This window comes from Streptomyces sp. NPDC054961 (assembly GCF_053609145.1).
In genome coordinates, this window is the sequence record NZ_JBSGWY010000022.1 from 51,606 (window position 1) to 65,096 (window position 13,491).

The window sequence follows — 13,491 nt, forward strand, 5'->3', positions numbered from 1 at the left end:
TTCGCCTCAGCCGAGGGAGGACGCGTACGCGGTCTGCGCGCGGTACCTCCAACTGGGCTGCGCGTTCCAGGGGTTCGGCATCTCCGCACTGGTGGCGTACGCGTAGCCCGCGCCGCGCTCGAAGGCGGTGCGCAGCGTGGCACGCATCGCGGAGGCATCCGGGACGTCGTGGACCAGATGCCAGAACGCGGTCCCGCTCGGGTCGAGTTCGGTGCCCGCGCGGTATCCGGTGAGGTCGTTGAACACGTTGCCGCCGAGCCAGCCGCCGCCCGTGTACGCCGCGTACGTGTCCTCGTAGGTGACGAAGATGTCGGCGGTCCGGTGGCCGGGCTCCAGGTAGCAGTCCGCGATGGCCGTGCCCGGGTTGTTGACCACCAGGTCCGGGGCGTCACCCTCACCCTCCGGGGCGACGGCCTCCATGGTGTCCTGGACGTAGCGGCGCAGGGCCGCGTAGTGATCGCGGACGGCATTGGCCGGGCCGCAGTCGCGGCTGACGACGTCGAAGAAGATCCCGTCCACGTGCAGGCGGCCGTCGCCGGTCTTCAGATAGTTGTCCACCGAGGCCTCGACCTCGGCGAGGGGGCGGTTGCCGTGGTCGGTGTGGACATAGCCGAGCACCTTGGTCTTCTCGCCGGTGGAGGTGGTGCCGGAGCGCAGGGCGTCGGCGCGGGCCCGCCAGCGGGCGTCGAACGGGGAGTCGCCGTTGCCCGGGTTGAGGACGACGACGGAGGCGGCCGGCCCGGTGGCGGTCAGGCCGACGAGCATCGGGTCGTCGGCCCAGACGTACGCGGGAACGGCTACCTCCAGGCCGCGGACGCCCGGCGCCCGGGGCGTCGGGGTCACCGTGGGGGCGACCGGGGCGCCGGGAGCGGAGGCCGCCGAGGCCGGGCCCGACGTCGCCGAGGCGGTGACGGCGGGTGCCGGCGCGGCCAGTAACGCGGTGGCGAGGACGGCGTAGAGGGCCTTCGCGGCGCGGGTCATGACTGCTCCTCGGGCTGCGGCAGGGAGGTGGACCCGAGGAACACTAAACGCGCGGCCGCCCGCGGCACGGCGGAATCCTTCGCTTCGGTGTGAGGAACTGACAAGCGAACTTTCACTGGGGCGGACTCGTTCGCGAGGGGTGTGGCACCGGGTGGGCACTGGGTGAGCACCGGATGGCACCGGGAGGTCGCCCCCGTCGCTGATCACTCACCCGGGCCGGCCGGCGACGTACGGATATCCGCCTCCGGGGGCCCGTACCAGGTCGACTCCGCCGGGTTTGGTCGAACGGGTGATGACGGGACGACTCGCGCCGCTTGACGAGTGGCCGAACGCTTCGACCTGTTCTTCTGGGATCGAACGAGTGCACTCGTGATCGAGTGGACGCGGAGAAACAGAGCCACGGAGGGTACATGCGCAAGCTTCATCAGGCCGTGATCGTCGCGGTCGCGGCGGGGAGTCTGGCCGTCTTGGGCGCGGGAGCCGCCCACGCAGAGGCCGGGAGCGTCCCGGACGGTCGGTCCTACCGCGCCATGCCCTCGGCCGTGTCCTCGGCCGGGCTCCGCACGGCGCAGGCGGTGGGCCAGTCCCACCTCCAGCAGCTGCCTCGCCTCCCGCAACTGCCCGCGCTCCCCCGGCTTCCCCGACTTCCGCGGCTTCCGCATGCCGCCCAGGCGTCGCACGACGCGTACCGCGCGCAGGAAGCCCCCGCGGCCGTCGGCCTGTCGACGGCAGGGCAGGGTTCGTACGCGCCGTACGCCCCCTATGCGCCGTACGCGCTCTACGCGCCGTACGCCACCACCGATTCGGGCACTCCGAACACGCCCAACACCCCGAACACACCCAACAGCAGGCACACCCCGAACACGCCCAATACGCCGAACACCCCGAACACGCCGAACACCCCGGGTGGCGGCAACACGCCGAACACTCCGAACACGCCCAACACTCCCAACACCCCGGGCGGTGGCAACACGCCGAACACCCCCAATACGCCCAACACCCCGAATACGCCCGGCAGCTGACTGCGGTTCGGAAGTCGCCTCGAGGGGAGGCCGAGCCGAGCCAAGTCGAGCCTGCGGTGGCAGATGAGCGTGGGGACGACACTGGTGCAGGCAACGAGCCCTCGGCCTTGCGTGCGGAGCGGCGGTAGAGGCACAGGCCATCGGCGAGCCGGCGCCCCGGCTACCCGGGCCATGGCGCCGACGATCCGTCGATGTCGCCCCGCAGCAGTGAAGGCTCGGCGGCTCTGCGGGCCCTACGCCGGATGATGCCGAGGGCAAGGGGCCCCAGCGCCTGACTGTCCTGCGGACCGGCCCCCGAGATTCCGACGGACAGGGCCCGACCGGTCCGCTCCGCCCTCACCTAGACCTTCGAAGCGTGCCCCGCACAGCCCGACGTGGCCGCGAACCCGGCCGCGGCCAAATCCTCCCGCTCACCACCCCGGCGTCGGTCACCACCCCGGCGCCGATCATCGCGCTGAGCCCGAGACGGAGCCTCAGGCACCGCCCGCCGAATCAACCCCCATAACTCACCCGGCACCCCTTCCCACGAAACGCCGGCTGACCGAACTACCCCCATGAGACGGCCTATGGGCACGCCCGGGATATCCGGCCTCAGGGCACGCGGCGGCGCCGCGCAGTGATGTCACTGCGCGGCGCCGTCATGTTCATGAGTGCGCATCATGCGGGGGTGTTCGGGGTGTTGGGGGTGTTCGGGGTGTTGTTACCGGCACCGCCCGGAGTGTTCGGGGTGTTGGGGGTGTTCGGGGTGTTGTTACCAGCACCGCCCGGAGTGTTCGGGGTGTTGGGGGTGTTCGGGGTGTTGTTACCAGCACCGCCCGGGGTGTTCGGGGTGTTGGGGGTGTTCGGGGCGTTGTTACCAGCACCGCCCGGAGTGTTCGGGGTGTTGGGAGTGTTAGGCGTGTTGTTACCGGCACCACCCGGAGTGTTCGGGGTGTTCGGAGTGTTAGGCGTGTTGTTACCGGCACCACCCGGAGTGTTCGGAGTATTCGGGGTGTTAGGCGTGTGGTTCTGGCAGTTCTTGTGCTTGTTGCACGACTTGTGCGTGACGTGCTGGGCCACCTGCACCGCCGACTGCGACGACTGAGGAGCGGAGGCAGCCATTGCAGTGGCCGGGAGCGCCATGCCACCTGCGAGGGCTACGGTAGCTGCGGCCATCATCGCCTTGCGGGAAATCTTGAACATGGTATTTCTCCATTCAGAATCGCGGGGATCTCAGGGGATCCGTCCCGGCACGTTGTTTGTCTTGCGTATCGGCCCTTGCGGTTGCGGTGGCCTGCTTCAAATAGACATGATCAACAGGGACGGCGTCATGTCACAGCATTACGTGGCTTGACACCGGGAATCGATACCGGTAAAAGCACCCACGCCGGGCATTGGCTTGATGGAGTGCCTCCGGAGTAGATCGTGTACGTGCGGTTACCGCTACCGCTTCCGCCCGTCAAGTCCCGAGATGTAGTGCCGTGCGCCGACTGCGTACGGACGGCTTACTGGATCTCCGCCTTCCCTTTCCTCAAAAGGAGATCCCTCATGGGCCGCACTGCGTACAAGCAGCTCTTCACCCTCACGTTTTCGGCGGCACTGATCGGCGGCAGCGCCCTGCTGAACACCGGCGCGCACGCCTCCCCGACGCATTCGTCCGGCGGTGAGACCTCCCTCGCCGCGGCCGCACACGGGAAGGGAGCCGGGGAGAGCACGAGCGGTGTGCCCGCCGCCGTGAAGGACACTCCGGGTTGCATCGCGGGCCAGTCCCTGGCTCCGGGGCCCGCCCCGAGCCCCGGCCTCTCCCCCGCCCCCGCCCCCACCCCCGGCGGCCGCTGAGGCCCCGCCTCCGGCTCCGCGCCCCACTGGCCCCCGTCGGGGCCGGTCAGCGGCCGTCCGGCCGCGTCGGGGCGGGCCTGCGGCGTGATGGCAGCGCGGGGAGGGCCGCCTGCTGCTGTGGGGCGGCGGTCGGCGCCCAAGGCGATCGGAGGCCGCTGACCGAGGCGGAAGCGCAGCCGTCAGGGTGCGCTAACCGGTCGACCGACGGAACGCGCCGAGCCGTGCCTCGCGCCCGTTCGGCCAGCCTTTCCCGTCCTCGCGCGGTCAGAGGAAGCGATCAGAAGGGCGGATTGCTTTGAGGGCCGGGATGAACGCATTCTTCCCGCGAGCGAGCTCCTGGCGCTGGAGCCCGGCTAAGAACTCCTCACGCAACGGGTGGCAGATGAACTGCTGACAGAATGAGGATGGCCTGTTACTCGCCGATGAGGGGAAGCCATGGGTGGCATCGCTCCGAGGGAGCTCATCTTTCTCGCTGACGACGAGGGGAACAGCGTCACCGTCGATGTGCTGGGGGCCGGGCTGGAGGCGGAGATCGTGGTGAGGACACCTTTCGTGTCCGGCCGTATCGACTTGGTCCTGTACGCCTCGAAGCTGGAGAGCTGGGCGGACGCTCTGAACAAGCTCGACGCCGGCGAGGACGTGGCCTGGATGGAAATGAGCAACGGTCCGTCCCTCTTCATCCAGCTCACTGGCGAGCGCGACTGTCCCGAGGTGGTCGTGGAGGACGAGTCGGGGTCCATGGTCACCGTGCGGGTACCGATCGTTCCTCCGGACGACTGGATTGCTGACCATCGGGAACGTCTGCGGCAGGTGATGGATTACTGGATTCCGGCGAAGTCGGCGTAGGGAGCCAGGCCGCCGCCAGCAGATGAGTGCGCAGCCCAGGGTGAGGAAGGCTGCGTGGATCTCATCGCGGACTTCCCAGCGGATCCGCGGGCGGCGGGACCCGTGCAGGTGGGCGAAGGCGTGCTCGACCACCCGGCGTCGGGTGCCGAGTCCGGAGCCGTGTTCGGTGCCGCGCCGCGCGAGGAGCGGCTTCACGCCGAGGTCTCGGACGAGGCGGCGGTACCTGTCGTGGTCGTAGCCACGCTCACTGAGTACGACGTCGCGGCGGCGCCGGGCTCGGCCCCTTGCCCCGGACGGGCGGCACCACCTGAGCAGCGGGATGAGCTGGGTGACGTCGTTGCGATGGCCGCCGGCCGGTCAGGGTGACGGCGAGCGGGATGCCGGTGGCGTCGGTGATCAGATGGCGCTTGCACCCCGCCGGCACCCCGCGGGAACCCGTGGCGGACTCCGACCGGGCAGCATCATCACCCGAACGAGGCACAGCCCCCAGCCGTCGCATCCGCCGTCGCCGCTGACGCCGGCGCCGGTCTGCGGGGAGTCGCCCCGTCGCCGCGTGCCTCCGGCCGTCCCGGAACCCCTCCCCCGGGTCGTCACACGGCGGGCAGTCCCACCCCGTGCGCCAGTTGGTCCGCGGCGTGGGCGAAGAAGGCGTCGCGGTCCTCGACGATCCGGGTGAACTGGCCGAAGAGCTCGAAGGAGACGAGACCGAAGAGCTGCGCCCAGGCGGCGACCAGAGCGGCGGTGACCTCCGGGGGCAGGCCTTCGGCGAACTGACCGGTCATCCGGACGGCTTCGGGGCGCAGTTCCGCGGGGAGTGGCGGGAGGGCGATGCCTCGGCCCGCGTGGGCGGCGCGGGCGATGCCGATGAGGGCGTTGCCTACGCGGGAGGCGGGCTCGATGGTGTCGAGGGGGGCGGTGTAACCGGGTACGGGGGAGCCGTAGATGAGCGCGTACTCGTGCGGGTGCTCCAGCGCCCAGTCGCGAACGGCCCGGCAGACGGCGATCCAGCGGACGCGGGGCGCGGCGGCGAGCGCACGGGCGTCCGCCGCCTCGGCGGCGGCGCCGAGGCTGTTGTAGGCGTCGACGATGAGCGCGGTGAGCAGCTCGTCGCGGCTGGGGAAGTAGCGGTAGAGGGCGGAGGAGACCATGCCCAGCTCGCGGGCGACGGCGCGCAGCGAGAGTTTGGCGGCGCCCTCTGCCGCGAGCGCGCGGCGGGCCTCGTCCTTGATGGCGGCGGTGACTTCGATGCGGGCCCGTTCACGGGCCCCTCGCACGGGGCTCATGGGTGCAGTGTGGCATGCAAGCAGAGCACTGCACGAAATCGGGAGCAGCGATCCATTTAGAGAGCACCGCTCTTGCTTTAGAGCAGCGATCCGGGGACACTGGTCTCAAGCGAGAGCACTGCTCTCCCAATCGCCCTCGGAGGCCGCCATGAACGCGCCCACGCCCTACTACGTCCAGGCCAGCCCGCTCGGCGTGCGCTTCAACGCCCTCTTCGGCAAGCTCGCCCGCCTCGGCATCAGCCTGGCTGGAACGGCTGAACTGTCGGTGCGCGGCCGCACGTCCGGTCAGATGCAGCGGATCCCGGTGAACCCGTACACGCAGGACGGCACGCAGTACCTGGTCTCCGCCCGCGGCCACTCCCAGTGGGTGCGCAACATGCGCGCGGCGGGCGGCGGCGAGCTCCGCGTGGGCCGTTCGGTGCGCACCTTCACCGTCACGGAGATCACCGACCCCGTCGAGCAGGCGGTCGTCCTGCGCGGGTACCTGAAGAAATGGGGCTGGGAGGTCAACCGCTTCTTCAAGGGCGTCACCGTCAAGTCCTCGGAGGCCGAGCTCCAGGCCGCCGCCCCCGACCACCCGGTGTTCCGCCTCACCGTCGCCCGCTGACCGGGCGCGGCCCTCGCCCGCCGACCGGGTCCAGCCCTCGCCCGCGCCCGTCCCGAAGCCCCTCCCGAAGCTTTTTCCCCACCCCCACCCCTCCGGAAGACTCCACCCCCACCCCCACCCCTCCGGAAGACTCCACCCCCGTCCCCACCCCTCCGGAAGGCTCCTCCCTCGCCCCCACTCCTCCGGCCGTCCCGGAAACGCGGAGGCGGCCCCGCCAGGACATCCGGCAGGACCGCCACGCCACGCTCCCCAGGTCCCACGGGCCCCCAGATACCCAGTCCCCGAGGTCCCCAGGCACCCAGGCACCCAGGCACCCAGACCTACGCCCCGCTCGCCCCGCTCGCCCCGCTCCCCCACCGGGGAGCGGGACCCAGCCCCGAGCCGAGTCCCGGGGCCTCCTGGGTCTGGACCTGAGGCGGGCCCGCTCATCAGCCCCTGCGGTCAGGCCCCGGCCCCGTCCTTGCTCCCGCGGCCCTGGCCCTGGCCGTGGCCGTGGCCCCGACCCTGGACCTGACCCTCGACCGAGCCCTGGCCCTCGCCCCCGCTACGGCCCTCGCCCCCGCTCTCGCCCTCGCCCCTGGTCCGCGCCTGCCTGGCGTCGAGCAGGTGCAGCGCCTTGCGCGCCAGCGGGTACGTACGCACCATGTCGGCCAGGGTCATCGAGCCGCGCGTGATCCTCGCGAAGGCCAGCCACGCCGGACGGAAGCCGGTGATCGCCGCGTGCAGAACGCCCGGCCTGGAGAGGAAGACGGTCAGCATCCGCGTGCCGACCCCCATCTCCACGCCCAGCCCGGCCTTGACGGCGAAGGCGTAGTTGAGCGCCTGCCGCCGCGCGTCCACCGCGTCCTGGGACTCGGAGATCTTCACGGCCCATTCCCCGGCGAGCCGCCCCGAGCGCAGCGCGAAGGAGATGCCCTCCCGGGTCCACGGCTCCAGCAGCCCGGCCGCGTCGCCGGCCACCAGGACCCGGCCGCGCGAGAGCGGCGATCCCGGCTTGCGGCAGCGGGTCAAGTGGCCGGAGGAGACGGTCGGTTCGAAACCGGCCAGGCCCATGCGGGCGATGAAGTCGTCCAAGTACCGCTTGGTCGCGGCGCCTTCGCCCTTCGCCGAGATGACCCCGACCGTGAGGGTGTCTCCCTTGGGGAAGACCCAGCCGTAGCTGCCGGGCATCGGGCCCCAGTCGATGAGGACCCGGCCCTTCCAGTCGGCGGCGACCGTGTCCGGGACGGGAATCTCCGCCTCCAGGCCGAGGTCGACCTGATCCATCTCGACGCCGACGTGCGCGCCGATCCGGCTCGCGCTGCCGTCGGCGCCCACCACGGCGCGCGCCAGCACGGTCTCGCCGTCGGCGAGCACCACGGCGACGGTGCGCCGGTCGGGCACGGACGCCCCGTGCTGCTCCACGCGCGACACGGCCGTGCCCGTGCGCACGGTCGCGCCGGCCTTCTCCGCCTCCGCGACCAGCGCCGCGTCGAACTCGGGGCGGTTGATGAGCCCGAACAACATCTGCTTCGAACGGCGCGTCCTGGTGAACTTGCCGTTCAGCGAGAAGGTGACCGCGTGGACGCGGTCCTTGAGGGGCAGCACGAAACCCGGCGGAAGGGCGTCGCGCGAAGGGCCGATGATGCCGCCGCCGCAGGTCTTGTACCTGGGCAGTTCGGCTTTCTCCAGCAGCAGGACCCGTCTGCCGGCACTCGCCGCCGCGTACGCGGCCGAGGATCCGGCCGGCCCGGCCCCGACCACGACCACGTCCCACACCTCGCCGGTCCCCCCGGCCGTCTCCGCGTCGGCCCCCTCGGCGGCCTGCCCTGCTGCCGCGTCGCGTACGTCGCCGCTGTCGCTCTCGTCGCTGCTCACGATGTGCTGCTGCTCCTGATCCTGCGGTTCATGCCTTGCTCCGATGCCGGTGAAATCCTACGGCGCGAGTCGGCCCGCCCCGCTGTGCGAGGATCGGGACTGTCCTTCGCCCCCACCCCGCATGCGCCCACCCCGCGGATGCGGGAGGCGTACACGCGTTCAACGTCGCACCCAAAAGGAGCGTGCCCATGTCTTCGCACCCGATCGCCGAGACCATCGCCTCACTGATGCCCCGCGCCAAGCAGGAGCTGTCGGAGCTGGTGGCTTTCCAGTCGGTGGCGGACTGGGCGCAGTTCCCCAAGAGCGAGAGCGAGGCCGCGGCGAACTGGGTGGCCGACGCGCTGCGCGTCGAGGGTTTCCAGGACGTGGCGCTGCTCGACACCCCCGACGGCACCCAGTCGGTGTACGGGTTCCTGCCCGGCCCGGCGGGCGCGCCGACGGTGCTGCTGTACGCGCACTACGACGTGCAGCCCCCGCTGGACGACGCCGCCTGGATCTCCCCGGCCTTCGAGCTGACCGAGCGGGACGGCCGCTGGTTCGGGCGCGGCGCGGCGGACTGCAAGGGCGGGTTCATCATGCACCTGCTCGCGCTGCGCGCGCTGAAGGCCAACGGCGGTGTGCCGGTGAGCGTCAAGGTCATCGTCGAGGGCTCGGAGGAGCAGGGGACGGGCGGTCTGCAGCAGTACGCGACGGCCCACCCCGACCTGCTCACCGCCGACACCATCGTGATCGGCGACGCGGGCAACTTCCGTACGGGCCTGCCCACGGTGACGGCGACCCTGCGCGGGATGACCCTGCTGAAGGTCAAGGTCGACACCCTGGGCGGCAACCTGCACTCCGGCATGTTCGGCGGAGTGGCCCCCGACGCCCTGGCCGCCCTGATCCAGGTGCTGGCCTCGCTGCGCGCGGCCGACGGTTCGACCACGGTGGACGGGCTGGACTCGGACGCGGTGTGGGAGGGGCTCCAGTACCCGGAGGCCGATTTCCGCGCCGACGCGAAGGTGCTGGACGGGGTCGAGCTGATCGGCGAGGGCACGATCGCGGACCGGCTGTGGGCCCGTCCCGCGGTCACCGTGCTGGGCATCGACTGCCCCCCGGTGGTCGGCGCGACGCCGTCGGTGCACGCGAGCGCGGGCGCCCTGATCAGCCTGCGGGTGCCGCCGGGTGTGGACACCACGGAGGCGATCAAGCTGCTCGAAGCGCACATGGTGACGCACACCCCGTGGAAGGCGCGCCTCGAACTCGAGGTCGTGGGCCAGGGCCAGCCCTTCCAGGCGGACACCGACAGCCCGGCGTACGCATCGATGGCGGAGGCCATGAAGGTGGCGTACCCCGGCCAGGAGATGCAGATCAGCGGCATGGGCGGCTCGATCCCGCTGTGCAACACGCTGACCTCGCTGTACCCGCAGGCGGAGATGCTCCTCATCGGCCTGAGTGAGCCGGAGGCGCAGATCCACGCGGTGAACGAGAGCGTCTCCCCGGAGGAGCTCGAGCGCCTCTCGGTCACCGAGGCCCTGTTCCTCGTCAACTACGCGGCGTCCAAGCGCGCCTGACGGTCCGCTACGAGCGGATCCCGCTCCCGGCGTAACCGTCGCCGGGGGCGGGGTCCGTCCGCGTACGTTCGGATCATGGATCTCGTCGAAGTCGTTCCCGAACACCTCCACATGCTCCGGTTCCCCGTCGGCCAGGCCTACCTCTGGCGTGACGGAGCCGCCCTGACCCTGATCGACGCCGGTCACGCGGGGTCGGCGGCCGCGATCGAGGGGGCGATCCGTTCCCTCGGGCTGCGGCCCGAGCGGCTGGAGCGGATCGTCCTGACCCACGGGCACCCCGACCACATCGGCGCGGCGGGCGAACTCGCCGCCCGCTGGGGCGCGCGGGTGCTGGCCCACCGACGGGACGCCGCAGTGATCCGCGGTGAGCAGCCGGTCCCGGAGCCGGTGCTGCTGGACTGGGAACTGCCGCTGTACGAAAGCGCCCTGTCGGCGGTCCCGCAGGCACCGCCGACCCGGGTGGACCGGGAACTGGAGGACGGCGAGGTACTCCCCTTCGGGGACGGCGCCGTCATCGTCCACGCCCCGGGGCACACCCCGGGCAGCATCGGCGTCCATCTCCCCTCGCACGGCGTGCTGTTCACGGGCGACTGCGTCGCCGGCGTCGGCCGGGTGATGCTGGGCGTCTTCAACGTGAACCGAGCCGAAGCCATCGCGGCCTTCGGCCGGCTGGCCGCGCTGTCCCCGTCGGTGGCCTGCTTCGGCCACGGCGACCCCCTCACCTCCGGCACCGCTGCCGCCCTCTTCGCGGCTGCGGAGGAAGCGGCGGCGGCCGAGGCCCAGGCCCAGGCGACCGCACCCGGGCCGCGCCGTACGTCCGCGACGACGGACTGATCCGGGACGGACCGGTCCGGACCCGGGGGAAGGGACCGCGGACCCGGGTGCGCGTCCTCCCCCCGCGGGCCGGCTACGGAACCGCCCGCCCCGCCTCCAGGTAGGCCGCGCGGCCCCGGCCGCGGGCCCTCAGGGCCCCCCGCAGCCGCTCGTACCGCACCTCCGGGAGCAGGCCGGCCGCCTCCTCCTCGGTCACGAAGCGCCACGCCCTCAGCTCCGGGCCGGGCAGCCGCAGCCGCCGGGTCTGCGCCTGCGACAGGCGGCCGCCGTCGAACAGCAGCCGAAGTCCCCCGTACCCCGCCGGCGGCTCCGGCGGCTCCCAGTCCACGACCAGCAGCTCCGGCGGGTGCTCCAGGACGAGTCCGAGCTCCTCCTCAACCTCCCGGACCCCCGCGCACGCGGGCGCCTCGCCCGCCTCGACGACGCCGCCCGGGAACTCCCAACCCGCCTTGTACGTCGGGTCCACCAGCAGGACCCGGTCCGCTTCGTCGAACAGCAGCACCCCGGCCGCCACCGTCTCCCGCGTCGGCTGCGGGGTCTGCACGATGTCGCAGACCCGGGCCGCGTCGGTCCGTACGGCGTCGGCGATCCGCTGCGCCGTCTCCCGCACGGTCAGGGCCCCGTTGTCGACCACGTGCGCGTCGGCCGTCAGCCAGCCCAGCGCGTGCTGGTAGGCGGGGATGTGGTCGTACGCCCACTGCCGCACCCGGAGGTCGACGTCCGCCTTCGGTCCCGGCTCCTCACGGGTCGCGATCCTCTCTCGCAGGATCGTTTCCTCCGGGGCCAGCAGCACGTGCCGCACCGCGATCCTGCGGGCCGCGAGCCCGCCGAAGATCTCGTCGCGGTACTCCTGCCTCAGCAGCGTCATCGGAACCACCAGCACCCCGCCCAGTTCCGCGAGCATCGCCGCCGCCGTGTCCACGACGAGGCGACGCCAACTCGGCAGGTCCTGGTAGTCGGAGACCTCCGCGAGCCGCTTGCCCGGCAGCAGCACGCGCAGCGCGTCACCGATCAACTCCGGGTCGAACAGCGTGCTCTCGGGCAGGAGCCCGGTCAGTTCGCGGGCCGTGCTGCTCTTCCCGGCGCCGAAGGTGCCGTTGATCCAGACAATCACGTCTGCCCCTCTCCCGATGCCCCCCATGGCTTGCCCGCACCACCCTGCCACGGAAACCCCGCCGCTCCCGCGAGTGCTTATCCTCAAGGTCAGGGCCCTGCCGCCCCGCCGCCCGCCGACCTGCCCGGCCGTCGGCCCGCCCTCCCGGAGGCTGTGAACCGTGCCGCACACCCGCCGCCCGCCCGAACCCCGCTACGGCAACCGGCCCACCATGAAGGACGTGGCGGCCCGGGCCGGCGTGGGCCTGAAGACGGTGTCGCGCGTGGTCAACGGTGAGCCGGGGGTCACCCCGGACACCGAGAGGCGGGTCCAGGACGCCATCGACGCCCTGGGATTCCGCCGCAACGACAGCGCCCGTGTACTCCGCAAGGGCCGTACGGCCACCATCGGCCTGATCCTGGAAGACCTCGCCGACCCCTTCTACGGCCCGCTCAACCGGGCCGTGGAGGAGGTGGCCCGCGCACACGGCGCGCTGCTCATCAACGGATCCAGCGCCGAGGACCCGGAGCGCGAGCGCGAGTTGGCGCTCGCGCTGTGCGCCCGCCGGGTGGACGGCCTCGTCGTGATCCCCGCCGGGGACGACCACCGTTACCTCGAGCCGGAGATCCGTGCCGGGGTGGCCACGGTGTTCGTGGACCGCCCGGCGGGCGGGATCGACGCGGACGTCGTCCTGTCCGACAACTTCGGCGGCGCCGCGGGCGGGGTGGCCCACCTGATCGCGGGCGGCCACCGCCGGATCGGCTTCATCGGCGACCACCCGCACATCCACACGGCGACCGAGCGGATGCGGGGCTACCGCGCGGCCATGGGGTCCGCCGGGCTGCCGGTCGCCGCGTCCTGGGTCTCCCTCGGATCGACGGCCCCCGACCGGGTCACGGGCGTCGCCCACGCGATGCTGTCCGGGCCGGAGCCGGTCACGGCGATCTTCGCGGGCAACAACCGCGTGACGGTCACGGTCGTACGGATCCTCGCGGCCCGGCCCCGGCCCGCGGCACTGGTCGGCTTCGACGACTTCGAACTCGCCGATCTGCTGCGCCCCGGCATCACGGTGGTCGCCCAGGACGCGGCGGCCCTGGGCAGGGTGGCCACGGACCGCCTCTTCCAGCGCCTCACGGGCGCGGGCCTCCCCCCGGCCCGCATCGAACTGCCGACCCGTCTGATCCCCCGGGGCTCGGGCGAGATCCCGCCGGTCAGCGAATGAGACCGCGCAACACGGGCACGGCCCCGCCGCCGGCTCCCAGCCCCGCGAGCACGGCCAACGCCCCCGGGAGTCCGCCGAGATGACTCAGCCCGCCCACGGTGAAACCGACGAGCACGGCGGCGACCAGGACGGCGGCGGCGTGCAGGGTCAGCAGCGGCGGCTCGGACGGTTGCCGAGGGGACGTTTGCCACTCGGCCAGTTGCCACTCGGGTAGCCGCTCGGGCGCTCGGTGGTCCGGCGCTCGGTGGTCCGGGTGCTGCTGGCCGGGGTCCTGTGAGGTTCGGGGCTCGGGTGTGGTCATGCACCGATTGCAGCGCGCCGCGCACCGCCGCGCGGCACGGACCGAACGACCCCGTACCCCCGCCGAACGAACCC

At 72.1% G+C, this 13,491-nt stretch carries 13 protein-coding genes and 1 pseudogene; 7 read left to right on the top strand and 7 right to left on the bottom strand.

The features are described from left to right. Positions 1–6 precede the first annotated feature (6 nt). Positions 7–981: a spherulation-specific family 4 protein gene (locus tag ACWF9Z_RS20635; protein ID WP_453604010.1), complete on the bottom strand. Its 975-nt coding sequence runs from the start codon at positions 979–981 to the stop codon at positions 7–9. A gap of 410 nt (positions 982–1,391) precedes the next feature. Between ACWF9Z_RS20635 and ACWF9Z_RS20640 the strand changes: the two genes are divergently transcribed. Beyond that, positions 1,392–2,003, top strand: coding sequence for a hypothetical protein (locus tag ACWF9Z_RS20640; RefSeq protein WP_453604012.1), 612 nt, complete (start codon positions 1,392–1,394; stop codon positions 2,001–2,003). Between the two features lie 657 nt (positions 2,004–2,660). Here ACWF9Z_RS20640 and ACWF9Z_RS20645 read toward each other — a convergent pair. Beyond that, a complete protein-coding gene (locus ACWF9Z_RS20645) occupies positions 2,661–3,185 on the bottom strand; it encodes a hypothetical protein (RefSeq protein ID WP_453604014.1) in 525 nt (174 codons plus the stop codon). Positions 3,186–3,530: 345 nt separating this feature from the next. Between ACWF9Z_RS20645 and ACWF9Z_RS20650 the strand changes: the two genes are divergently transcribed. Both ACWF9Z_RS20650 and ACWF9Z_RS20655 read left to right on the top strand, forming a co-directional pair. Then, positions 3,531–3,821, top strand: a complete 291-nt coding sequence (locus ACWF9Z_RS20650; protein WP_453604016.1) for a hypothetical protein — start codon at positions 3,531–3,533, stop codon at positions 3,819–3,821. Between the two features lie 435 nt (positions 3,822–4,256). After that, the gene (locus ACWF9Z_RS20655; RefSeq protein WP_453604018.1) at positions 4,257–4,667 is read left to right on the top strand and encodes a DUF5959 family protein; all 411 of its coding nucleotides are present in this window, start codon (positions 4,257–4,259) and stop codon (positions 4,665–4,667) included. A gap of 9 nt (positions 4,668–4,676) precedes the next feature. On the opposite strand, the pseudogene ACWF9Z_RS20660 reads toward ACWF9Z_RS20655, so the two are convergent. Together ACWF9Z_RS20660 and ACWF9Z_RS20665 are read right to left on the bottom strand one after the other, a co-directional pair. Then, positions 4,677–5,097 (bottom strand): annotated as a pseudogene (locus ACWF9Z_RS20660) (transposase); the annotation flags it as partial. 160 nt (positions 5,098–5,257) lie between these two features. Next, positions 5,258–5,950, bottom strand: a complete 693-nt coding sequence (locus ACWF9Z_RS20665) for a TetR/AcrR family transcriptional regulator (protein WP_453604020.1) — start codon at positions 5,948–5,950, stop codon at positions 5,258–5,260. 148 nt (positions 5,951–6,098) lie between these two features. Here ACWF9Z_RS20665 and ACWF9Z_RS20670 point away from each other — a divergent pair, with 148 nt between their 5' ends. Beyond that, positions 6,099–6,557 (top strand): nitroreductase/quinone reductase family protein, encoded by a 459-nt coding sequence (locus tag ACWF9Z_RS20670; RefSeq protein ID WP_453604022.1) that lies wholly within the window; start codon positions 6,099–6,101, stop codon positions 6,555–6,557. 441 nt (positions 6,558–6,998) lie between these two features. Here ACWF9Z_RS20670 and ACWF9Z_RS20675 read toward each other — a convergent pair whose 3' ends face one another. Further along, positions 6,999–8,315 carry a geranylgeranyl reductase family protein gene (locus tag ACWF9Z_RS20675; RefSeq protein ID WP_453604120.1) on the bottom strand — a complete coding sequence of 439 codons (1,317 nt, stop codon included), beginning with the start codon at positions 8,313–8,315 and terminating at the stop codon, positions 6,999–7,001. Positions 8,316–8,602: 287 nt separating this feature from the next. On the opposite strand from ACWF9Z_RS20675, the gene ACWF9Z_RS20680 reads away from it, so the two are divergent. Beyond that, positions 8,603–9,967 (top strand): M20/M25/M40 family metallo-hydrolase, encoded by a 1,365-nt coding sequence (locus tag ACWF9Z_RS20680; protein WP_453604024.1) that lies wholly within the window; start codon positions 8,603–8,605, stop codon positions 9,965–9,967. 75 nt (positions 9,968–10,042) lie between these two features. Continuing rightward, entirely contained in the window at positions 10,043–10,801 is a 759-nt protein-coding gene (locus ACWF9Z_RS20685; protein ID WP_453604025.1) for an MBL fold metallo-hydrolase, read from the top strand. 73 nt (positions 10,802–10,874) lie between these two features. On the opposite strand, the gene ACWF9Z_RS20690 is transcribed toward ACWF9Z_RS20685, so the two are convergent. After that, entirely contained in the window at positions 10,875–11,915 is a 1,041-nt protein-coding gene (locus ACWF9Z_RS20690; RefSeq protein WP_453604027.1) for an NUDIX hydrolase, read from the bottom strand. 211 nt (positions 11,916–12,126) lie between these two features. Here ACWF9Z_RS20690 and ACWF9Z_RS20695 point away from each other — a divergent pair, with 211 nt between their 5' ends. Further along, positions 12,127–13,116, top strand: coding sequence for a LacI family DNA-binding transcriptional regulator (locus ACWF9Z_RS20695; RefSeq protein ID WP_453604122.1), 990 nt, complete (start codon positions 12,127–12,129; stop codon positions 13,114–13,116). On the opposite strand, the gene ACWF9Z_RS20700 is transcribed toward ACWF9Z_RS20695, so the two are convergent. Continuing rightward, complete coding sequence (locus tag ACWF9Z_RS20700) at positions 13,106–13,417, bottom strand: hypothetical protein (protein ID WP_453604029.1); 312 nt, start codon at positions 13,415–13,417, stop codon at positions 13,106–13,108. The two genes, ACWF9Z_RS20695 and ACWF9Z_RS20700, sit on opposite strands and share 11 nt — an antisense overlap. Positions 13,418–13,491 lie beyond the last annotated feature (74 nt).